The 20689-nt window shown below is 72.1% G+C and carries 18 protein-coding genes; 2 read left to right on the forward strand and 16 right to left on the reverse strand.

From position 1 onward, the window contains the following. Window positions 1–9: 9 nt before the first annotated feature. The 6 genes from ACFWM2_RS36605 to rpe all read right to left on the reverse strand — a co-directional run bounded on the left by ACFWM2_RS36605 (window position 10) and on the right by rpe (window position 6094). Complete coding sequence (locus ACFWM2_RS36605; protein ID WP_383289361.1) at window positions 10–1503, reverse strand: amino acid permease; 1494 nt, start codon at window positions 1501–1503, stop codon at window positions 10–12. 362 nt (window positions 1504–1865) lie between these two features. Next, complete coding sequence (locus ACFWM2_RS36610) at window positions 1866–3308, reverse strand: GuaB1 family IMP dehydrogenase-related protein (RefSeq protein ID WP_383289364.1); 1443 nt, start codon at window positions 3306–3308, stop codon at window positions 1866–1868. 107 nt (window positions 3309–3415) lie between these two features. Further along, window positions 3416–3793, reverse strand: a complete 378-nt coding sequence (locus tag ACFWM2_RS36615) for a barstar family protein (RefSeq protein ID WP_383289367.1) — start codon at window positions 3791–3793, stop codon at window positions 3416–3418. Then, window positions 3790–4236 (reverse strand): ribonuclease domain-containing protein, encoded by a 447-nt coding sequence (locus ACFWM2_RS36620; RefSeq protein WP_383289369.1) that lies wholly within the window; start codon window positions 4234–4236, stop codon window positions 3790–3792. The genes ACFWM2_RS36615 and ACFWM2_RS36620 overlap by 4 nt, the downstream gene beginning before the upstream one ends. Window positions 4237–4285: 49 nt before the next feature. Next, on the reverse strand, window positions 4286–5329 hold the full coding sequence (locus ACFWM2_RS36625; protein WP_383289372.1) for a sugar-binding transcriptional regulator: 1044 nt from the start codon (window positions 5327–5329) through the stop codon (window positions 4286–4288). Window positions 5330–5407: 78 nt separating this feature from the next. Next, complete coding sequence (gene rpe / locus ACFWM2_RS36630) at window positions 5408–6094, reverse strand: ribulose-phosphate 3-epimerase (RefSeq protein WP_383289375.1); 687 nt, start codon at window positions 6092–6094, stop codon at window positions 5408–5410. Between the two features lie 134 nt (window positions 6095–6228). On the opposite strand from rpe, the gene ACFWM2_RS36635 reads away from it, so the two are divergent. Further along, the gene (locus tag ACFWM2_RS36635; RefSeq protein WP_383289378.1) at window positions 6229–8388 is read left to right on the forward strand and encodes an MMPL family transporter; all 2160 of its coding nucleotides are present in this window, start codon (window positions 6229–6231) and stop codon (window positions 8386–8388) included. A 94-nt stretch (window positions 8389–8482) separates the two neighbouring features. Here the strand turns inward: ACFWM2_RS36635 and ACFWM2_RS36640 are convergent, their stop codons facing one another. Both ACFWM2_RS36640 and fmt read right to left on the reverse strand, forming a co-directional pair. Continuing rightward, window positions 8483–9913 (reverse strand): RsmB/NOP family class I SAM-dependent RNA methyltransferase, encoded by a 1431-nt coding sequence (locus ACFWM2_RS36640; protein WP_383289381.1) that lies wholly within the window; start codon window positions 9911–9913, stop codon window positions 8483–8485. A 242-nt stretch (window positions 9914–10155) separates the two neighbouring features. Next, window positions 10156–11088 (reverse strand): methionyl-tRNA formyltransferase, encoded by a 933-nt coding sequence (fmt, locus tag ACFWM2_RS36645; protein WP_383289384.1) that lies wholly within the window; start codon window positions 11086–11088, stop codon window positions 10156–10158. A gap of 357 nt (window positions 11089–11445) precedes the next feature. Here fmt and ACFWM2_RS36650 point away from each other — a divergent pair, with 357 nt between their 5' ends. After that, window positions 11446–11985, forward strand: coding sequence for a hypothetical protein (locus ACFWM2_RS36650; RefSeq protein WP_383289386.1), 540 nt, complete (start codon window positions 11446–11448; stop codon window positions 11983–11985). A gap of 66 nt (window positions 11986–12051) precedes the next feature. On the opposite strand, the gene ACFWM2_RS36655 is transcribed toward ACFWM2_RS36650, so the two are convergent. The 8 genes from ACFWM2_RS36655 to ACFWM2_RS36690 all read right to left on the reverse strand — a co-directional run bounded on the left by ACFWM2_RS36655 (window position 12052) and on the right by ACFWM2_RS36690 (window position 20602). Then, window positions 12052–14199 carry a primosomal protein N' gene (locus tag ACFWM2_RS36655; protein ID WP_383289389.1) on the reverse strand — a complete coding sequence of 716 codons (2148 nt, stop codon included), beginning with the start codon at window positions 14197–14199 and terminating at the stop codon, window positions 12052–12054. Between the two features lie 135 nt (window positions 14200–14334). Next, window positions 14335–15543, reverse strand: coding sequence for a methionine adenosyltransferase (gene metK, locus ACFWM2_RS36660; RefSeq protein WP_383289391.1), 1209 nt, complete (start codon window positions 15541–15543; stop codon window positions 14335–14337). Between the two features lie 240 nt (window positions 15544–15783). Further along, window positions 15784–16986, reverse strand: coding sequence for a bifunctional phosphopantothenoylcysteine decarboxylase/phosphopantothenate--cysteine ligase CoaBC (coaBC, locus tag ACFWM2_RS36665; RefSeq protein WP_383289394.1), 1203 nt, complete (start codon window positions 16984–16986; stop codon window positions 15784–15786). Window positions 16987–17104: 118 nt separating this feature from the next. After that, window positions 17105–17377, reverse strand: a complete 273-nt coding sequence (gene rpoZ / locus ACFWM2_RS36670; RefSeq protein WP_019059732.1) for a DNA-directed RNA polymerase subunit omega — start codon at window positions 17375–17377, stop codon at window positions 17105–17107. A 38-nt stretch (window positions 17378–17415) separates the two neighbouring features. Further along, complete coding sequence (gmk, locus tag ACFWM2_RS36675) at window positions 17416–17973, reverse strand: guanylate kinase (RefSeq protein WP_383289397.1); 558 nt, start codon at window positions 17971–17973, stop codon at window positions 17416–17418. Window positions 17974–18011: 38 nt separating this feature from the next. After that, window positions 18012–18335, reverse strand: coding sequence for an integration host factor (locus ACFWM2_RS36680; protein ID WP_010988268.1), 324 nt, complete (start codon window positions 18333–18335; stop codon window positions 18012–18014). Between the two features lie 321 nt (window positions 18336–18656). Then, entirely contained in the window at window positions 18657–19499 is an 843-nt protein-coding gene (pyrF, locus tag ACFWM2_RS36685; protein WP_383289402.1) for an orotidine-5'-phosphate decarboxylase, read from the reverse strand. Further along, window positions 19496–20602: a quinone-dependent dihydroorotate dehydrogenase gene (locus ACFWM2_RS36690; protein WP_383289435.1), complete on the reverse strand. Its 1107-nt coding sequence runs from the start codon at window positions 20600–20602 to the stop codon at window positions 19496–19498. The genes pyrF and ACFWM2_RS36690 overlap by 4 nt, the downstream gene beginning before the upstream one ends. Window positions 20603–20689 lie beyond the last annotated feature (87 nt).

Genomic DNA, 20689 nt, shown 5'->3' on the forward strand with positions numbered 1-20689 from the left:
GCGGGTGGTTCACTTTTCTGCGATGACAGCGGGGACTTCGGTGTCCGCGGCGGCCAGCCGGGACCGGCGGTAGCCGTAACTGAAGTAGAACACGAGCCCGACGGCCATCCAGGCACCGAAGACCACCCAGGTGACGGCCGACAGGCTGCCCATCATCCAGACGCAGAAGGCGAGGCCCAGCGCGGGCAGCAGCGGCGACAGCGGCACCCGGAAGGTGCGGTTCATCTCCGGGCGCGTCCGGCGCAGCACCACGACCGCGACATTGACCAGCGCGAAGGCGAAGAGGGTGCCGATGCTGGTGGCGTCGGCGAGCTGGCCGAGCGGGATCGCGGCGGCGAGGACACCGCAGAACAGCGAGACGATCAGCGTGTTGGCGCGGGGCGCGCCGCTCTTCGGGTGGACCCGGGAGAACACCTTGGGTACGAGTCCGTCGCGCGACATGGCGAAGAGGATGCGGGTCTGGCCGTAGAGCACGGTCAGCACGACGCTGGCGATGGCGATCACCGCGCCGGCCGCGAGCAGCGTGCCCCAGAAGGTCTGCCCGGTGACGTTCCGCATGATCTCGGCGAGCGCGGCCTCCGAGTCGTTGAACCCCTTCCAGGGCTTCGCACCGACCGCGACGGCGGCGACGACGACGTACAGCGCCGTGACGATGACCAGCGAGAGCATGATCGCGCGGGGCAGGTCGCGCTGCGCGTTCTTCGCCTCCTCACCGGCCGTGGAGGCGGCGTCGAAGCCGATGTACGAGAAAAAGAGCGTGGCCCCGGCGGCGCTGACGCCCGCCATGCCGAGCGGCATGAAGTGCTCGTAGTTGCCGGACCGGAAGCCCTGGACGCCGATCACGCAGAACAGCAGCAGCGCGACGATCTTCACGACCACCATGATCGTGTTGGCCCGCGCCGACTCCTTGGCGCCGCCGAGCAGGAACGCCATCGCCAGCAGGACGACGATCAGCGCGGGCAGGTTGAAGATGCCGCCGTCACCGGGCGGCGCGGAGAGCGCGTCCGGGATGGTGACGCCGATCGTGCCGTCGAGCAGTTCGTTCAGGTACTCGCCCCAGCCGACCGCGACGGCCGCGACCGAGACGCCGTACTCCAGGACCAGACACCAGCCGCAGATCCAGGCGATCAGCTCGCCGAGCGTTGCGTACGCATACGAGTACGAGGATCCGGCGACCGGAATGGTGCCCGCCAGCTCGGCGTACGAGAGGGCGGAGAAGAGCGCCGTGAGGCCGGCGATCACGAAGGACAGGGTGACCGCGGGACCGGCCTTGGGGACGGCTTCGCCGAGCACCACGAAGATTCCGGTGCCGAGGGTCGCGCCAATGCTGATCATGGTCAGCTGCCACAGGCCGAGGGAGCGCCGCAGCGAGCCGCCCTCACCCTGGCCGCCCTCGGCGACCAGGCGTTCCACGGGCTTGCGCCGCATGAGGCGCGCGCCGACGCCCGGGGACGGTGGGGCGGACGGTGTGCGGGACTGCGGGGGTGCGCCTTGGTCGAGCACGCGCTAGCTCCTTCATCGCTGCCGGTCGGGTCGACGAGGACCGGCGGCACCCCTGACAGCAGGGACCCACCGAGCGGGGTCCTCGCCACGCCACGTACAGCGCTTGACCCTACGAGTCCGGGCTTCGCGGGCGTAATGCAGCAGCCTTGCGCATCTCCGCAAGATCGTTGCGTTCATCGCATCCAGGACGCATGTTCGTTGCGCGGGCCTTTTCGACCCTTGCGCGTCCTGCCGGAGACGCCGGAAACGGGGGCGCGCCAGCGTCCGGCGCGGAGGCCCGGAACCCCGGCGCGACGGTGCCGCGCACAGATGCCGACGGCCCCCGTGGGCGCACCCCGGGGGCCGTACGACGCGTCGGCGCGTCAGCTCCAGCTGGCGTGCAGCGGCTGGCCCTCGGCGTAGCCGGCCGCGCTCTGGATGCCCACGATGGACTTGTCCGCGAACTCCTCGAGGGAGTTGGCGCCCGCGTAGGTGCACGAGGAGCGGACGCCCGCGATGATCGAGTCGATCAGGTCCTCGACGCCCGGACGGGACGGGTCGAGGAACATGCGCGAGGTGGAGATGCCCTCCTCGAACAGCGCCTTGCGGGCCCGGTCGTACGCCGACTCCTCGCTGGTGCGGTTCCTGACGGCGCGGGCCGAGGCCATGCCGAACGACTCCTTGTAGAGGCGCCCGTTGGCGTCCTGCTGAAGGTCGCCCGGGGACTCGTACGTGCCGGCGAACCAGGAACCGATCATGACGTTGGACGCGCCCGCGGCCAGCGCCATCGCGACGTCGCGCGGGTGCCGGACACCGCCGTCGGCCCACACGTGCTTGCCGTACTTCTTCGCCTCGGCCGCACACTCCAGGACGGCCGAGAACTGCGGCCGGCCGACGCCGGTCATCATGCGGGTGGTGCACATGGCGCCGGGACCCACGCCGACCTTGATGATGTCGGCGCCCGCCTCGATCAGGTCCTTGACGCCCTCGGCGGCGACGATGTTGCCGGCGGCGATCGGAACCTGCGGGTCCAGTGCGCGCACCGTCCTGATCGCGGCGATCATCGACTCCTGGTGGCCGTGCGCCGTGTCGATGACGAGCGTGTCGACACCCGCGTCGAGGAGCTGCTTGGCCTTGCCCGCCACATCGCCGTTGATGCCGACGGCGGCGGCGATGCGCAGCCGGCCGTTCGCGTCGGTGGCCGGGGTGTAGAGCGTGGCACGCAGGGCGCCCTTGCGGGTGAGGATGCCGGCGAGCCTGCCGTCCCGGTCGACCGCGGGGGCGTAGCGGCGGTTGGCGCCGTCGAGCTTGTTGAAGGCGTCGCGCGGGTCGATGTCGGCGTCGAGGAGCAGCAGATCCCGGGACATGACCTCGGAGAGCTGCGTGAAGCGGTCGACGCCGGAGAGGTCGGTGTCGGTGACCACGCCGACCGGGCGGCCGTCCTCGTCCACCACGACGCCGGCGTTGTGCGCGCGCTTCGGGAGCAGCGCCAGCGCGTCGGCGACGGTCTGGTGGGGGGCGAGGACGATCGGGGTGTCGAGCACCAGATGGCGTCCCTTGACCCAGGAGACGACCTCGGTGACGACCTCGATCGGGATGTCCTGCGGGATGACCACAAGGCCACCGCGGCGGGCGATGGTCTCGGCCATCCGGCGGCCCGCGATGGCCGTCATGTTGGCGACGACGAGCGGGATCGTGGTGCCCGTGCCGTCGGGGGAGGCGAGGTCCACGCCCTGACGCGAGCCGACCGCTGAGCGGCTCGGCACCATGAAGACGTCGTCGTACGTCAGGTCGTACGGAGGCTGGATGTCATTGAGGAAACGCACGTGCTGCACATCCCGGTCGTTCAGAGGTGGCCCCCGGACAGGTCAGCCAGGGGGAAGAGCACGTACTTCATTGTCCCATGTCAGCCGGTATGCGCTGCCCGCACAGATCATCCAGGCTGGTCAGAGGGCAATTGGTCGGATCCTCCAAGAGCGAGGACGACGGAGAGCGTGGCGTCGTACTCCTCGTAGTGCCCGGCGGCCGACTCCAGCACCTCCTGCGCCGTCTCCCACTCTCCGGGGCGAGCCGTCGCGTAGGGCCGCCAGCCGGTCACCACGAGCAGTCTGCCCGGGCTGGCGGGTCCCCAGTCGGGGTCTCCGAGGGTGTCCGCGAGTGCGTCCCAGTTCCGCCCGAACCACTCCGGCAGGTCGAGGGCGCGCACGCAGCGCTCCATGAAGGCGGCCTTGTCCGTGACCCCGGTGAGGTCGAGGACGCTGACCTGCCATCCGGCCGCGCGGCACACGTCCGCGAGGGGCCCGTGCGTCATCTCAGCACCGCCCTGAACGATTCGTAGTGATCATCGGTGTAGTAGATCTCCCCGCCCTGCCCGGTGACGATGCGCCGGGCTCCCCGGTCGCGCTCACCGGGGGTCCTGACCGTGTACTCGTGGTAGTAGCCGCGCGGGTGCTGCGGCAGCTCCCGCTCGAAGTTCCCGAAGACGGCGCCGTCCTTGGCGTACGGGAAGGGGCCGCCCCGGTCGATGAGGGCGAGCGTCGCGCGGGCCTCGGCGGGGAGCCGGGCCTCGGCGACGGTCGGCATGCCGCGGACCCAGCCAGGAGTGGCGCCCACGGACGGGGCCGTCGAGGGGCGGGGCGTCGGGGCACCGGTGCCGGCCGACGAGCCGGTGTCCGTCGACGAGCAGCCCGTCAGCAGGACCGTCAGGCAGACGAGGAGGCCCGCCAACAGACGGGGAACGGACCGCGGCAGCATGTCGCCGATGCTGCCACAGCCGCCCCCGCACGGCGCGTTCTCGGAGCGCTCAGGGCCCGTCGGGGTCCGCCCGGTTCAGCGCGGGCCGCGGGGGCGGTCCGGCCGTCATCAGGGCGTCCGCCGCCGCCGTGTCCGTCACCAGGCTGGTGACGAGGCCGGAGCGCAGCACCGCGTCGATCGCGGCGGCCTTCCGCGCTCCGCCGGCGATCGCGACGACCTCCGGGACACGGCGCAGCTGGTCCGTCTTGACCGTGATGCAGCGCTCCCCCAGGTCACGTCCGACCCGGCGTCCCTCGGCGTCGAAGAGGTGCGCGGACATCTCGGCCGCGACACCGAGCGAGGCGTAGTGCCCGCGCTCCTCGTCGCTGAGCATGTCGTGCACCGTCGAGATGCCGGCCTCCCAGGAGCCGATGGACACGCAGGCCACCGTCACCTTGTCGAAGTACTCGAAGGCGCGGGCGATCCCGGTCTGGTTGCGCAGCGCGGCCGCGGTGGCCGCGTCGGGCAGCAGCATCGGCGCGTAGATCGGGTGGGCGTCCCCGCCCGACACCTGGGCGGCGCGCCGCACCGCCTCCACCGACCCGCGCTCGGCGGTCCCGGCGTCGTACACCCCCGTCAGCTGCACGACCGTGCAGGGCGCCAGCCGGTCGAGGGCGGCCGCCATGTGGATGGTGGAGCGGCCCCAGGCGAGGCCGAGCACGTCTCCCTCGTTGACCAGCTCGCCGAGCAGGTCCGCGGCCACCTCGCCGAGGTTCTCCGGGTCGGGCGACTCCTCCGCCTCGGCCGGGGACTCGACCACGACGGCGTGCCGCAGCCCGTACCGGGCACGCAGCGCGTCGGAGCGCTCCGCGTCCAGCTCGGCCGGCACGCGGATCTCGATCCGCACCAGATCCCGTTCGAGAGCGGTCTCCAGGACCCGGGCCACCTTGAAGCGGCTGACGCCGAACTCCTCGGCGATCTGGATCTTCGATTTGCCCTCGAGGTAAAAGCGGCGGGCCATGGCCGCCGCCTGCACCAGCTCAGCGGGTCCCATCCGCATGGCTGACCGGCCAGCCGACATACCCGACACGGCGATCTCCTCACTGCTGTTCACACTCTGGGTTCGCCGTTCATCCTTGCAGATCCGGCGTACTTGATCCGCCCGGATGGGCGGCGTTCACGTTCCCTTGGTTCAGTGGCCGCACGCCCAGGACGCATGGGCGGTCACCGCCTCCGCCTGCGTGCGCAGTGCACGTACCGCCTCGGCCGGGTCGGACGCCCCGTAGACGGCGGAGCCCGCGACGAAGACATCGGCTCCGGCCTCGGCACACCGCTCGATGGTGTCGGCCGAGACACCGCCGTCGATCTGGAGCCACAGTTCGAGGCCGTGCTTGCTGATCAACTCGCGCGTGCGCCGGATCTTCGGAAGCATGATGTCGAGGAATGCCTGGCCGCCGAAACCCGGCTCGACCGTCATGATCAGCAGCATGTCGAGCTCGGGAAGGAGATCCTCGTACGGCTCGATGGGGGTCGCTGGCTTCAGGGCCATGGAGGCCCGGGCACCCTTGGCCCGGATCTCGCGGGCGAGTCGCACCGGTGCGGCGGCCGCCTCCACATGGAAGGTGACGGAACCGGCCCCCGCCTCTACGTACTGGGGAGCCCACCGATCGGGGTCCTCGATCATCAGATGGCAGTCCAGCGGGGTCTCCGTCGCACGGGCCAGGGACTCTACGACCGGCACACCGAGCGTGAGGTTCGGCACGAAATGGTTGTCCATGACATCGACATGGAGCCAGTCAGCCCCTTTGACCGCCTTTGCCTCCTCGGCAAGACGGGCGAAGTCGGCGGACAGGATGCTGGGGTTGATCTGCACGGCCATGCCCCAAGCCTGCCATGCCCGGCACCGGTTGCTCCCCCCGGTCCAGACCTGGTCACTTCTGCGGATGTTGCTCCGCGGCCCGTCATGCCATGCTGGGCGGCTCACCGGCACCAGGTACGGCTACGGGGGTGGCCATGACGGACGGGAAAGAACGCCATGTGCGCCAGGGACTCATCGGGTTCGTGTGCGGGCGGCGCAGCAAGTGGCTGATCGTGGGCCTGTGGCTGGTCCTGCTCGTGGTCGCGGCACCGCTCGCGTCGAAACTCACCGACGCCCAGGACAACGACGCGGCCTCCTGGCTGCCCGGCTCCGCCGAGTCCACCCAAGTCCTGGACGTCTCCAGCGAGTTCCGGCCGGAGCAGATCCCCGCGGTCGTGGTGTACGCGCGCGACGGCGGGCTGACCGCGCAGGACCGGCGGCAGATCGCCGCGGACGCCGGTGACATCAAGGCGCTGACCGCGCACGGCGTGCGCGGCGACGAGACCCGCGGTCCCGTCTACGACAAGGCCTCGGCGCCCGGGGCCGCCGAGATCTTCGTCCCGATCACCATGGACGCGAAGGGCTGGGAGGAGCTCGTCCCCGCCGTCGACTCCATCCGGGGCCAGGTGGGCAGGGGCGGCGACGGGCTGGCCGTGCACATCACCGGTCCCGGCGGCACGTCCGCCGACTTCTCGAAGGCGTTCGAGGGCATCGACTCGACGCTGCTCTTCTCCGCGATGGGCGTCGTCATCGTGATGCTGCTGCTCACCTACCGCAGCCTCACCCTGATCTTCGTCCCGCTGATCGGCGTGGTCGTCGCGCTGTTCACCTCCCAGGCGCTGATCTACCTGCTGGCCAGCCACGCGGGACTGACCGTCAACGGGCAGAGCGCGGGCATCCTCACGGTGCTCGTCTTCGGCGCGGGCACGGACTACGCGCTGCTCCTGGTCGCCCGCTACCGCGAGGAGCTGCGGCGCCACGAGGACCGTCACGAGGCGATGGCGCTCGCCCTGAACCGGGCGGGCCCGGCCGTTCTCGCCTCGGGCGCCACCGTCGTCCTGAGCATGCTGGTGCTGCTGGCCGCCGAGATGAACTCGACGCGGGGTCTCGGCCCGGTGGCCGCGATCGGTGTGGCCGTCGCCCTGCTGGCCATGGTGACGCTCTTCCCGGCCCTGCTGCTGGTCTTCGGCCGCTGGGTCTTCTGGCCGTCCGTCCCGCACTTCGGCTCGCCCGACCCGACGGCGAGCGGGCTCTGGGCCCGGATGGGCCGTCGTATCTCGCACCGGCCGCGCATCGTCTGGGCCGCCACCGCACTGGCGCTGGCGGCGCTGTCCCTGGGGCTGCTCCAGATCCGCGCCGAGGGGCTCGGCAACGCGGACGCCTTCACCGGCAAGCCGGACTCGATCGTCGGGCAGGAGGTCGCCGCGCGCCACTTCCCGGCGGGCAGCGGCGATCCCCTGGTCGTCGTCGCCGACCAGGCGCAGGGCGCCGAGGTCCGCAGCGCGGTTTCCGGCACCAAGGGCGTGGTGCCCGACAGCATCGCCGTGCCCCCGGGCACGAAACCGTCGCACGACGGCAAGGTGCTCTTCGAGGCGACCATGACCGCCCCGGCCGACAGCGAGGCCGCGAAACAGACGGTCGAGCGTGTCCGGGACGCGGTGCACGCCGTGCCGGACGCCGACGCCCAGGTGGGCGGCGGCACCGCCGCTCTGCTCGACATGGACGCGGCGACGACCCACGACAACCTGGTGATCATCCCGGCGGTCCTGGTGGTCGTGCTGCTCATCCTGGGGCTGCTGCTGCGCGCCCTGGTCGCCCCGCTGCTGCTCATCGGGACGGTGGTGCTGTCCTTCGCGGCGGCGCTGGGCGCCAGCGCGCTCGCCTTCCGCCACCTCTTCGACTACGCGGGCGAGCAGACGGACTTCCCGCTCTTCGTCTTCGTGTTCCTGGTGGCCCTGGGCATCGACTACAACATCTTCCTGTCCACGCGCATCCGTGAGGAGACGGCCCGGCAGGGCACCCGTGCGGGCGTCGTGACGGGCCTGGCCGCGACGGGAGCGGTCATCACCTCGGCGGGCCTGGTCCTCGCGGGCACGTTCGCTGCGCTGGGCACGCTCCCGATGGTCGCCTTCGCGGAGATCGGCTTCGCGGTCGCCCTGGGCGTGCTGCTGGATACGTTCATCGTGCGATCGGTGCTGGTCACGTCCTTGTTCCTGGACCTGGGGCCGAAGGTGTGGTGGCCGCACCGCCTCTCCCGGGAGGACGGCACGGCCCTGCCCCCGGCGACCCCCGAACCGGCGTCGGGTCCGGACTAGACAGCACCTTCAGCGGCTCAAGCGGCTCGCGCTCGGGATTCGGCTCGAGCGGCAGCGGCTCGGGCGGGCAGCGCGGGACGCCGCCCGCCCCGCGTCACGCCGTCCGGCGCACCAGTGCCAGATACATCGCGTCCGTCCCGTGCAGATGCGGCCAGAGCTGTACGTCGGGACCGTCGCCGAGGGCCGGTACGCCGGGCATGAGGGGGCGGGCGTCGAGCAGCTCGGCGGAGCCGTCGAAGTCCTTGAGCACGTCGTCGACGACGGCGCGGGTCTCGGCGAGGTGCGGCGAGCAGGTCGCGTATCCGACGATGCCACCGACGCGTACCGAGTCGAGCGCCGTGCGCAGCAGTCCGCGCTGGAGCGGGGCGAAGCCGTCGAGGTCGGCGGGGCGACGCCGCCAGCGCGCCTCAGGGCGGCGGCGCAGGGCGCCGAGACCCGTACAGGGCACGTCCACGAGGACCCGGTCGAAGGTGCCGGGCCGCCACGGCGGACGCGTGCCGTCGGCCGCGATGACCTGGTAGGGGCCGGGGTTGCCGGCGAGCGCGTTCGCGACGAGCCGGGCCCGGTGCGGCTGCTTCTCGGAGGCGAGCAGCACGGCACCGCGCTCGGATGCGAGCCCGGCCAGCATGGCGGCCTTGCCGCCCGGGCCCGCGCAGCCGTCCAGCCACTTCTCGTCGGGCCCGTCGAGCGGCGCGTTGGCCAGCGCGAGGGCGACCAGCTGGCTGCCCTCGTCCTGGACGCCGGCGCGGCCCTCGCGCACGGCCTCGATGGCCCCCGGCTCGCCGCCCTCGGTGAGCCGGACGGCATACGGCGACCAGCGGCCCGGCAGTGCGTTCTCCTCGCCGAGCGCGTCTAGGAGTTCGTCCGCGCCGGAACGTCCGGGCCGGGCGACGAGCGTCACCTCGGGCCGCTCGTTGTCCGCTTCGAGCAGGTCCTCGATCCCGGCACGGCCGCCGCCCAGCGAGTCCCACAGCGCCGAGACGACCCAGCGCGGGTGCGAGTGCACGACGGCGAGGTGGTCCTCGGCGTCCTCGTCGTACGGCGGAGCGACCTGCTCCAGCCATGCGTCGAGGTCCTGCCGGGCCACCTTCCGCAGCACGGCGTTCACGAACTTGGCACGGCCGTCGCCGAGTACGACCCGGGCCAGCTCGACGGAGGCCGAGACGGCCGCGTGCGTGGGGATACGCGTACCGAGCAACTGGTGCGCGCCCAGGCTCAGTACGTCGAGCACGGGCGGGTCCACCTCACGCAGCGGCCGGTCGACGCAGGCCGCGATGACCGCGTCGTACGTGCCCTGCCGGCGCAGCGTCCCGTAGACCAGCTCGGTCGCCAGCGCCGCGTCCCGGCTGTCGAAGTCGCCCTTCTCGCGCGCCTTGCGCAGCAGCGGGGGCAGGACGAGGTTCGCGTACGCGTCCCGCTCGTCCACGGCCCGCAGCGCATCGAAGGCGAGGATGCGGACGGGGTCCTTCTGGGGACGGCGGTGGGGCTTGCCCGGCCTGTGCGGCCGACGGGACTGCTCGCTCACGAAAGGTGCTCCGGATCTGGGAAGAGGTGCGCCTCTCAGCGTACGCCGCGCGCGCCTCCGACCGGCCCCGACGGTACGGTCCGCGACCGGTCCCTCCGCCTTCGCCCGCCTCGACGGATCCGGCGCCCTCGCGTACCGCCCGCCTCGACGGATCGCGCACCCTCGTGCACGGGGCGGCCGATGTCCGCGGCCCGCCCGCCGCACGCGACCCACCAGAGCCGGTCAGCCCCCGGACGCGACCGTCAGGCGCCGACCCGCTCCCCGGAACCGATCCGCACCCCACGGGCCCAGTCCGCGGCGCGCATCGGCTTCTTGCCCTGGGCCTGCACCCAGAGCAGTTCGACGGCGTACGAACCGGTCCCGACGTGCACGCTGTTCTTGCCGACGGCGAGTTCCCCGGGAGCGAGGTCCGTGCGGTCGGGCACGGACACGACCTGGATGAGCTTCAGCCGCTCGCCGCGGAACAGGGTCCAGGCACCGGGCGCGGGCGTGCAGCCCCGGACGACCCGGTCGACGCGCAGGGCCGGCGCGGACCAGTCGACGTGCGCGTCCTCGACGGCGATCTTCGGTGCGAGAGTGATGCCCTCGGCGGGCTGCGGCACGGCCTTGAGGGTGCCGTCCTCGATCCCGTCCATCGTCGCGGCGAGCAGCCCGGCGCCGGCGAAGGCGAGCCGCGTGAGCAGGTCCCCGCTGGTGTCGGTGGGCCGGATCTCCTCGGTGACGGTCCCGTAGACGGGCCCGGAGTCGAGCCCCTCCTCGATCAGGAAGGTCGACGCACCGGTGATCTCGTCGCCGGCCATGATCGAGTGCTGGACCGGGGCGGCCCCGCGCCAGGCGGGCAGCAGGGAGAAGTGGAGGTTGACCCAGCCGTGGGCCGGGACGTCCAGCGCGACCCGGGGCAGCAGCGCGCCGTACGCCACCACTGGGCAGCAGTCGGGCGCGATCTCCCTGAGCCGCGCGAGGAACTCCTCGTCCCGCGGCTTCGCCGGCTTGAGCACCTCGATGCCGGCCTCCTCCGCACGTTCGGCGACGGGGCTCGCGATGAGCCTGCGCCCCCGTCCGGCCGGCGCGTCGGGCCGCGTCACGACGGCGGCGACCTCGTGCCGCCCGGAGGCGAGCAAGGCGTCCAGAGCGGGAACGGCGACCTCGGGGGTACCTGCGAAGACGAGCTTCATGGGTGGCGGCTGGCCTCTCGGACGGAAATTCGTGGGGCAGCGCACCAGTCTATGAGCCTCGCGCCCGCCTGCGGCGGCGAACCCCCACGGGCGGACCCGCGGCCGCGGAACGGGCCGCACGAGTGGCGCCGGCCAAGGCCCAAGAGCCCGAACGCGCATACACACCCGGACCCCCGGGGTCAACAGCAAGCCACCCCCCTTGGGGGCGTACGTCGGGGCGCGCGCCCCGTGCATATGCCCTTACGCCCCCGCAGCGTGACCACTCACCCCTGAAGAGCGTTGGTCAAGAGAGAGTTGACCACAACGGGCCGCAATCGCGGCCCGATCCTTTTCAACGCCGGTTCGAGAGGCTTGTTCATGGCCGACCACGCAACCCACGACGCCCAGGCTCGGGCCAGCCTGCACTTGCTGGTGCGGGACATCGAGCGGGTCCGCCGGCAGGTGGACGCACTGCGCACGCTCACCGCCCAGTTGGGCAACGTCTACCGCCCGCGCCGCTCCGGCCCGTCCACGGGCTTCGTCGTCTACGGACGTGCTCCCGCCCCGACCGTCCGCCTCGCCCAGGAACTGCGGGACAGCGTCGAGACCCTGGTCACGGCCGCCGTGGACTTCGACCGATCCCTGGGTTTCTCGTGGGACGCGGTGGGCTCCGCACTCGGCGTCACCAAGCAGGCGGTGCACCGCCGTTACGGCGCCCGCCGCGCCGCCGCCCAGGCAGCGGCGGAGGCCGAGCGCGCCACGGAGGCCGCCGCCACCCGCACGGTCGCCGTCAACACCGGTATCCCTGCCGTGCCGACGGTGCCCGCGGCCCGCTCCATGCCGACCCAGCCGATGGCGGGCAGCGCCCTCCGTGAAGACATCAGGCCCACGGCTTTCCCCGGCCCGCGCAACGGCTGACCTCCATCCCCCGCCTGCCTCCCGGTCACCACCGGGAGGCAGCTTCATGTCCGCCCCGCCTCACCTTCACCCGATGTCCAGCGGGTCGATCCGAATCCGTATCGCCTCGCTCCCGCCACGTGCCATCCGCGTCGCCTGCGCGGTCTTCAGCGCGGCGGCCAGCGCGGCCCCGCTCCCCGGCGGTACGCGGATGAGCACCCGCTCCCACTGCTCGCCCGGGGGCGGCCCGCCGACCCGCCGGGGACGCCCCACCTCGGTGGCGGGCACCGGCACGGGTCCCAGCACCTCGGCGTCGCGCGGCAGTTCGGTACCGGCGAGGAACTCCGCGAGGCCCGCGGCCGTACCCGACACCGCGGCCATCCGGGACACCGGCGGAAACCCCAGCTCGGCCCGCTCGGCGAGCTCCCGCACCGCGTGTCCGACGGGATCCCAGCGGACCAGCGCCTGGACCGGCCGGAGCGTCGGCTCGGCGACGACGACCACCGTGCCGCCGGCCTCCTGGGCACGGACGAGCGCCGCCGCGCCGATCCACCGCCGCAGCGCGTCCTCACCGGCCCGCAGATCGGGCCGCCCGAGCATGGCCCACCCGTCGAGCAGCAGCGCGGCCGCGTACCCGCCCTCGGCCACCGGCTCGGCGCCGGGCGTGCTCACCACGAGCGCGGGCGCACCCGACACCGTGTCCAGCACCTGCTCCCGCCCGGAGGTGCGCACCGGGACCGCCGGGAACGCCCGCCCCAGCTCCTCGGCGGTCCGGCGCGCGCCCACGACCTGCGCCCGCAGCCGGAATCCCCCGCACTCGGGACAGTGCCACGCGGTCTCCGCCCGCCCGCACCAGCCGCAGCGCAGGGCGTCGGCTTCCTGGGCCTCCAACGGCCCGGCGCAGTGCCGGCACCGCGCGGCCGCCCGGCACTGGGCACACGCCATCCGCGGCACATACCCGCGCCGGGGCACCTGTACGAGGACCGGTCCGTGTTTCAGCCCCTCCCGGGCGATCTGCCAGGCGAGGGTCGGCAGCCGTGCGGCGCGGGCCGCCTCGTCGCGGGCGAGGTCACCGTCCCCCACGGTCCGTACCAGCGGCACACCGGCCCGCACCTGCTCGCGCTCGGCGACCAGCGGCAGCGCCCAGCCGCTCTCCACGAGCTGGGCGGCCTCGACCGTGCAGCTCCAACTCCCCAGCAGGAAGCCGCACTTGTCCCGGGCGGCCCGCAGCTCCAGCACCTCCCGCACATGCGGGAAGGGCGCGTTGTCGTCACTGTGGCCGGCGTCGCCGTCGTCCCAGATCACCACCAGCCCCAGGTCCCGCACCGGCGCGAACATCGCGGCCCGCGTGCCCACCACGGCGCGCACGGCCCCCCGCCGTACGGCGAGCCACTCGCGATAACGCCGCTCCTGCCCGGCGTCGGCGGTCAGCACCGCGTGCTGCCCTTCCCCGAGCAGTGATGTCAGTGCCGCGTCCACGCGCGCGGCGGGCCGGCCCGCCGGTACGACGACCAGCGCGCCCCGTCCGGAGGCGAGGGTGGCCTGCACGGCGCGGGCGATCTCCTCCGCCCACTGCGGACCGGGCAGCGCGGTCCACACGGCACGCGGCGCGCCGCCCGAGGCGAGGGCGCCGAGGAACTCCGCCCCTCGCCCGTACCGCACCCAGGTGCCCGGGGCGGGGGCGGCCGGCGGGGGCGGGGGGTCCGGCATCACGGCCGCTTCGGCCCGGGCATGGCGCGGCGGGACCGCCAGTTGGAGCACGTCGGCCAGGCTCCCGGCGTACCGGTCGGCCACGGCGCGGGCCAGGCCCAGCAGCTCGGGGCCCAGCACCGGCTCGGGCGACACGACCTGGGCCAGCGCGGCCAGCGGCCCCGAGTAGTCCGACTCGGCGACGCGCTCGACGACGAACCCGTCGATCAGTCCGCCGCCCTCGCGCCGCCCGTCGCGCACATTGCGGCCGCCGGCGCCGAACCGCACGCGCACCCGCACCCCGGGCTGGGCCGCCTCGTCCAGCTCCTCCGGCACCGCGTAGTCGAAGTACCGGTCGAGATGCAGCACGCCCTTGTCGACGACGACCCGCGCGACCGGCAACTCCTTGGCGAGGGCGGCCCCCCGCCATGTCCGCGGCTTCGCCTTGGGCACGTCGGCCTTGCGCACCGCCTCCCGCACCAGCGCGAGCTGCTCGGGCGGCGCGCCGTCCGCGGCCCCGTCCCGCCGCCTGTTCTCGCTGCTCACGCTTGCATTCCTACCAGACCCCACTGACAGCGACGCCCGCCCGAGCCGCGCCTGACCGCGCCCCGAGCAGGAAGCGGCCCCGGACACGCGAAGGCCCGGCGCCCCGAAGGGACGCCGGGCCTCGACGAGCAGGCCCTACAGCCCCGCCGCCGCCCGCAGCGCGTCCACGCGGTCGGTGCGCTCCCACGTGAAGTCGGGCAGCTCACGGCCGAAGTGGCCGTAGGCGGCGGTCTGGGAGTAGATCGGGCGGAGCAGGTCGAGGTCACGGATGATGGCCGCCGGGCGGAGGTCGAAGACCTCGGCGATGGCGGCCTCGATCTTCTCGGCATCGATCTTGGCGGTACCGAAGGTCTCGACGAAGAGACCGACGGGCTCGGCCTTGCCGATGGCGTAGGCGACCTGGACCTCGCAGCGGGAGGCCAGACCCGCCGCCACCACGTTCTTGGCGACCCAGCGCATCGCGTACGCCGCCGAACGGTCCACCTTGGACGGGTCCTTGCCGGAGAAGGCACCGCCGCCGTGGCGGGCCATGCCGCCGTACGTGTCGATGATGATCTTGCGGCCGGTCAGACCCGCGTCGCCCATCGGGCCGCCGATCTCGAAGCGGCCGGTGGGATTCACCAGGAGGCGGTAGCCGTCCGTGTCCAGCTTGATGCCGTCGTCGAGGAGGGCCTTCAGCTCCGGCTCCACCACGAACTCGCGGATGTCGGGGGCGAGCAGCGAGTCCAGGTCGATGTCCGACGCGTGCTGCGAGGAGACGACGACCGTGTCCAGACGGACCGCCTTGTCACCGTCGTACTCGATGGTGACCTGGGTCTTGCCGTCCGGGCGCAGGTACGGGATGGTCCCGTTCTTGCGCACCTCGGAGAGGCGGCGGGAGAGGCGGTGCGCGAGGTGGATCGGGAGCGGCATCAGGTTCGGCGTCTCGTCCGTCGCGTACCCGAACATCAGACCCTGGTCGCCCGCACCCTGCCGGTCCAGCTCGTCGTCGTCGCCCTCGACCCTGTTCTCGTACGCCGTGTCGACGCCCTGCGCGATGTCGGGCGACTGCGAGCCGATGGACACGGAGACGCCACAGGACGCGCCGTCGAAGCCCTTCTTCGACGAGTCGTAACCGATCTCGAGGATCTTGTCCCGGACCAGCTGGGCGATCGGCGCGTAGGCCTTGGTCGTGACCTCGCCGGCCACGTGCACCTGGCCGGTCGTGATCAGCGTCTCCACGGCGACCCGGGACGTCGGGTCCTCGCGCAGAAGCGCATCGAGAATGGTGTCGCTGATCTGGTCAGCGATCTTGTCGGGGTGACCCTCGGTGACGGACTCCGAGGTGAACAGGCGACGGGACACAACGCTCCCTGGGGTTGCAGCGGCTGCTGGCTGATCATTGGCGGACGGGACGGAGGCTGCGCCCGGCGTCGTCCGAGAACAGTTTATCGGTCGCGCTCGCCGACAGGCCCACCCGTCTCGCCTCTCGGGAGCGCTGTGACCTGCGGCACGGGCATTCTGCCCAATGCCGATCGCTCTCCGCCAGGGTCGCCACGCCCGAATTCATGAGGCACGGCACATCGGACGGAGCGAATGAGACAGTCAGCGGAGCCGGCTCGCGACCAGATCCCACACGATCTCGGCCAGCGCTTCCTTGGGGCCGTGCGGCACGGGTGTCTCACTGCCGTCCGCGCCGAGCACCACCGCTTCGTTCTCCTCGGAGCCGAAGGTCTTGCGCTCCCCCACCTCGTTCACCACGAGGAGGTCGCACCCCTTGCGCTCCAGCTTCGTACGGCCATGGGCGAGGACATCGTCCGTCTCGGCGGCGAAGCCGACGACCACCTGGCCGGAGCGGGCACGGTCGGCCGAGATCTCGGCGAGCACGTCCGGATTGCGGACCAGCACGATCGGGTCCGGCTCCTGCCCGTCCTTCTTCTTGATCTTTCCGGTGGCGTACGTCTCCGGGCGGAAGTCGGCCACCGCCGCCGCCATCACCACGGCATCGGCGTCCGGGGCGGCCTTCAGCACCGCCTCACGCAGCTGTACGGCGGTCCCGACCTGGACGACGTCGACGCCCGCCGGGTCCGGCAGCCCCGTGTTCGCGGCGATCAGGGTGACTCGGGCACCCCGGGCGGCCGCCGTGCGGGCGAGGGCGTACCCCTGCTTGCCGGAGGAGCGGTTGCCGAGGAAGCGGACGGGGTCGAGGGGCTCGCGCGTGCCGCCCGCGCTGACGACTACGTGACGGCCGGCGAGATCGGGCTCGGTCACACCTCGGGCGAGCACCCGCCGGCAGACCTCGAAGATCTCCGTCGGGTCGGGCAGCCGCCCCTTGCCGGTGTCGACGCCGGTCAGCCGGCCCACCGCGGGCTCGATCACGAGGGCGCCGCGGCGGCGCAGCGTCGCCACGTTCTCCTGGGTGGCCGGGTGCTCCCACATCTCGGTGTGCATGGCGGGCGCGAAGACGACCGGACAGCGGGCGGTGAGCAGGGTGTTCGTGAGCAGGTCGTCGGCGAGGCCGTGGGCCGCCTTGGCGAGCAGGTCGGCCGTCGCGGGGGCCACGATCACCAGGTCGGCGTGCTGCCCGATACGGACGTGCGGGACCTCGTGGACGTCGGACCAGACCTCGGTCGAGACGGGGTGTCCGGAGAGCGCGGACCAGGTGGCGGCGCCGACGAAGTGCAGCGCCGACTCGGTGGGGACGACTCGCACGTCGTGGCCGGACTCGGTCAGACGGCGCAGCAGCTCGCAGGCCTTGTACGCGGCGATCCCGCCGCTGACCCCCAGAACGACCTTCGGCTTGCCCACCGGGCCTCCCCACACTCGACACACGTACGCGTACGCCCGGATGCGACGGCGTACGACTCCATGACACACCACAGGCCCGACAGTCGCGCCGTCGGGCCTGGGATGAGCGAACGGATGACTAGGTCGCGGGGCCCTCAACGGCCTCGGACGTCAGCAGACCCGCGTTGATCTCGCGCAGGGCGATCGAGAGCGGCTTCTCGTGGACGTGGGTGTCTACGAGGGGACCGACGTACTCGAGGAGGCCCTCGCCGAGCTGCGAGTAGTAAGCGTTGATCTGACGGGCACGCTTGGCCGCGTAGATCACCAGGCTGTACTTCGAGTCGGTGGCCTCGAGGAGCTCGTCGATCGGAGGGTTGATGATGCCCTCGGGCGCGGTGATGGAAGAGGACACGCTTGGCCTTCCGAAAGGTGGGATGAGATCAGTGAAGATCACACAACGTTCATCAAGGCTAGCAGCTCGCGGGCCACGTCCTCGACCGACGTGTTGACCAGGGTGACGTCGAACTCGGACTCGGCCGCGAGCTCGATCTTGGCCGCTTCCAGGCGGCGCTCGATGACCTCGGGCGGCTCGGTGCCCCGTCCGGTGAGCCTGCGCACCAGTTCCTCCCAGGAGGGAGGGGCCAGGAACACCAGCAGCGCGTCGGACATCGACTCGCGGACCTGCCGGGCCCCCTGGAGGTCGATCTCCAGCAGGACGGCCTCGCCGGCCTCCAGCTTCGCCATGACGGCGGCGCGCGGGGTGCCGTAGCGATTGCCGGCGAATTCGGCCCACTCCAGGAGCTCACCGTTGGCGATCAGCTTGTCCATCTCCTCGTCGGTGACGAAGAAGTAGTGGACCCCGTGCTTCTCCCCGGGGCGGGGCCTGCGGGTCGTCGCCGACACCGAGAGCCAGACCTCGGGGTGTTCCTTGCGCATATGAGCGACGACCGTGCTCTTGCCGACCCCCGAGGGGCCGGAGAGCACGGTCAGCCGCGAACGTTCACTCATGCAGCGATTATCCAGGTTCTCAGGAGTGCCCGAGAACATCAGCCAGCAGTGCTGCCGAACTCGCGCTCCAAGGAGGCGATCTGGTTGGAGCCGAGACCCCGCACGCGGCGGCTCTCGGAGATCCCGAGTCGCTCCATGATCTGCTTGGCGCGGACCTTGCCCACGCCGGGGAGCGACTCGAGGAGGGCGGAGACCTTCATCTTGCCGATGACGTCGTTCTCCTGGCCCTGTTTGATGACCTCGTGAAGCGAGGCGCCGGAGTGCTTGAGTCGATTCTTGACCTCGGCCCGCTCCCGGCGAGCCGCGGCGGCCTTTTCGAGCGCGGCTGCGCGCTGTTCAGGGGTAAGGGGCGGAAGAGCCACGCCTACGTCACCTCGGATGTCGAACTGTCGGATACGGACCGGTGAGGAACCTAGTCGCCCCACACCTGGGGAGCTACGAGCAACACGCTTGCCCCGTCTCCCCCACTACCTTGAGGAGGTGGGGGGTGCTCCCACTCGACGGAGACTAGCGGGCAAGTCCGCCAGAGTCAGCGAGAACAGCGGAAAAGTCCTGGTCAGCCTCCGCCGAGCCTGACATTTGAGACATTACGCCCTGGATTTGAGAATGTATTCAGGTTCGAGCGCCTCCGGAGACACTCATCACCGGACCGCCGAGACACCGCCGGAGGCCTGCGGGAAGCCTCAGGCGGTCGCCACGGCGGCCCTGATCTCCTCCGCGAAGCGGTCCGCGGACGCACGCAGCGCCACGACATCGGGCCCGTGCCGCAGCACACCCCGGCTGACGTTCGGTACGACATTGCGCACCGCCGGGCCGAAGACGCCCGGGAGATCGGCGGGCGTGGCGCCCTGGGCACCGATGCCGGGCGCGAGCAGCGGGCCGTTGATGTCCAGGTCGTACGAGGAGAGCGCGCCCAGGGTGGCGCCGACGACGGCCCCGAAGGAGCCCATGGGCGTCTCGCCGGCGTTCTCGGCGGCGAGATGCGCCAGCACGGTCGCCCCGACGGTCCGGCCGTCCGCGCGGACGGCGTGCTGCACCTCGCCGCCCTCCGGGTTGGAGGTCAGCGCGAGCACGAAGAGCCCGGCGCCGCTCTCGCGCGCCAGCTCCACCGCGGGCTTCAGCGATCCGTATCCCAGGTACGGCGACACCGTCAGCGCGTCCGAGAACAGCGGCGCGTCCTTGCGCAGGAAGCTCTCCGCGTACGCGGCCATGGTCGAGCCGATGTCACCGCGCTTGGCGTCCATCACGACCAGCGCGCCGGCCGCCCGCGCCTCCTCGACCGACTTCTCCAGGACGGCGATCCCGCGCGACCCGAAGCGCTCGAAGAACGCGCTCTGCGGCTTGAGGACGGCGACCCGGCCGGCCAGCGCCTCGACGACCGTGCGGCTGAAGCGCTCCAGGCCCGCGATGTCGTCGTTCAGGCCCCAGTCGGCGAGCAGCGAGGCGTGCGGGTCGATCCCGACGCAGAGGGGGCCCCGCTCGTCCATGGCACGGCGCAGCCGCGCACCGAAGGGTTCCAGGCTCATACGGGCTTCCTCACGTCGGCGCCGACCGCGTCGGCGAGGGTGGCGTACGGGCTCGTCCGCAGGCGCGCGGCGAGGCCCTTGTGGATGGCTCGGCCCCAGAAGGGACCCTCGTAGATGAACGCGCTGTATCCCTGGACCAGCGTGGCGCCGGCCAGGATCCGCTGCCAGGCGTCCTCGGCGTCCTGGATGCCGCCGACGCCCACCAGGGTGATCCGGTCGCCCACGCGCGCGTAGAGGCGGCGCAGCACCTCCAGGGAGCGGGCCTTCAGTGGCGCGCCCGACAGTCCGCCGGTCTCCTTCACCAGGGAGGGTTCGGATTTCAGACCGAGTCCCTCGCGCGCGATGGTGGTGTTCGTGGCGATGATGCCGTCCAGGCCGAGTTCGACGGCGAGGTCGGCGACCGCGTCGACGTCCTCGTCGGCGAGGTCGGGCGCGATCTTGACGAGGAGCGGCACCCGCCGGTCGGTGACCGCGCGGTCCGCGGCCTCGCGGACGGCGCTCAGCAGCGGGCGCAGCGCCTCGGTGGCCTGGAGGTTGCGCAGTCCCGGCGTGTTCGGCGAGGACACGTTGACGACGAGGTAGTCGGCGTGGCGGGCGAGCCGCTCGGCCGACTTCACGTAGTCACCGACGGCCTCCTCCTCGGGAACCACCTTGGTTTTGCCGATGTTGACGCCCACGACGGTCCTGAAGACGGGCGTACGGGCCGCCAGGCGCTCGGAGACGGCCGCGGAGCCCTCGTTGTTGAACCCCATGCGGTTGATCAGCGCGCGGTCCGGCACCAGGCGGAACAGGCGCTTCTTGGGGTTGCCGGGCTGCGGCTCCCCCGTGACCGTGCCGATCTCGATGTGGTCGAAGCCGAGCATCGACATCCCGTCGACGGCGACCGCGTTCTTGTCGAAGCCCGCCGCGAGCCCGAACGGGCCGTGCATGCGCAGCCCGAACGCCTCGGTGCGCAGCTCGTCGTAGCGGGGCGCGAGCGCGGCGGCGACGAAGGTGCGCAGGACCGGGACGCGCGCGGCGAGCCGGATCCAGCGGAAGGCGAGATGGTGGGCCCGCTCGGGGTCCATCCGCTTGAAGACGAGGTTGAAGAAGAGTTTGTACATGGTCATGTCCTCAGAAGGGCCGCACGGGGAGACCTCACCGCGAGGCCTCATGAAGAGGGGGACACCGTTTCCGGTGTCCCCCCTCGG

Origin of the sequence: Streptomyces sp. NPDC058371 (genome assembly GCF_042723265.1) — a bacterium.
In the GTDB taxonomy this organism is placed as follows: Bacteria; Actinomycetota; Actinomycetes; order Streptomycetales; family Streptomycetaceae; genus Streptomyces.

What these genes read in the sequence shown, in the direction of transcription:
- rpe (WP_383289375.1), bottom strand. Translation starts at nt 6,094, where the DNA reads ATGGCCGTGCAGATCAACCCCAGCATCCTGTCCGCCGACTTCGCCCGT.
- ACFWM2_RS36620 (WP_383289369.1), bottom strand. Translation starts at nt 4,236, where the DNA reads ATGCTGCCGCGGTCCGTTCCCCGTCTGTTGGCGGGCCTCCTCGTCTGC.
- gmk (WP_383289397.1), bottom strand. Translation starts at nt 17,973, where the DNA reads ATGAGTGAACGTTCGCGGCTGACCGTGCTCTCCGGCCCCTCGGGGGTC.
- pyrF (WP_383289402.1), bottom strand. Translation starts at nt 19,499, where the DNA reads ATGAGCCTGGAACCCTTCGGTGCGCGGCTGCGCCGTGCCATGGACGAG.
- ACFWM2_RS36635 (WP_383289378.1), top strand. Translation starts at nt 6,229, where the DNA reads ATGACGGACGGGAAAGAACGCCATGTGCGCCAGGGACTCATCGGGTTC.
- ACFWM2_RS36690 (WP_383289435.1), bottom strand. Translation starts at nt 20,602, where the DNA reads ATGTACAAACTCTTCTTCAACCTCGTCTTCAAGCGGATGGACCCCGAG.
- ACFWM2_RS36615 (WP_383289367.1), bottom strand. Translation starts at nt 3,793, where the DNA reads ATGACGCACGGGCCCCTCGCGGACGTGTGCCGCGCGGCCGGATGGCAG.
- ACFWM2_RS36650 (WP_383289386.1), top strand. Translation starts at nt 11,446, where the DNA reads ATGGCCGACCACGCAACCCACGACGCCCAGGCTCGGGCCAGCCTGCAC.
- fmt (WP_383289384.1), bottom strand. Translation starts at nt 11,088, where the DNA reads ATGAAGCTCGTCTTCGCAGGTACCCCCGAGGTCGCCGTTCCCGCTCTG.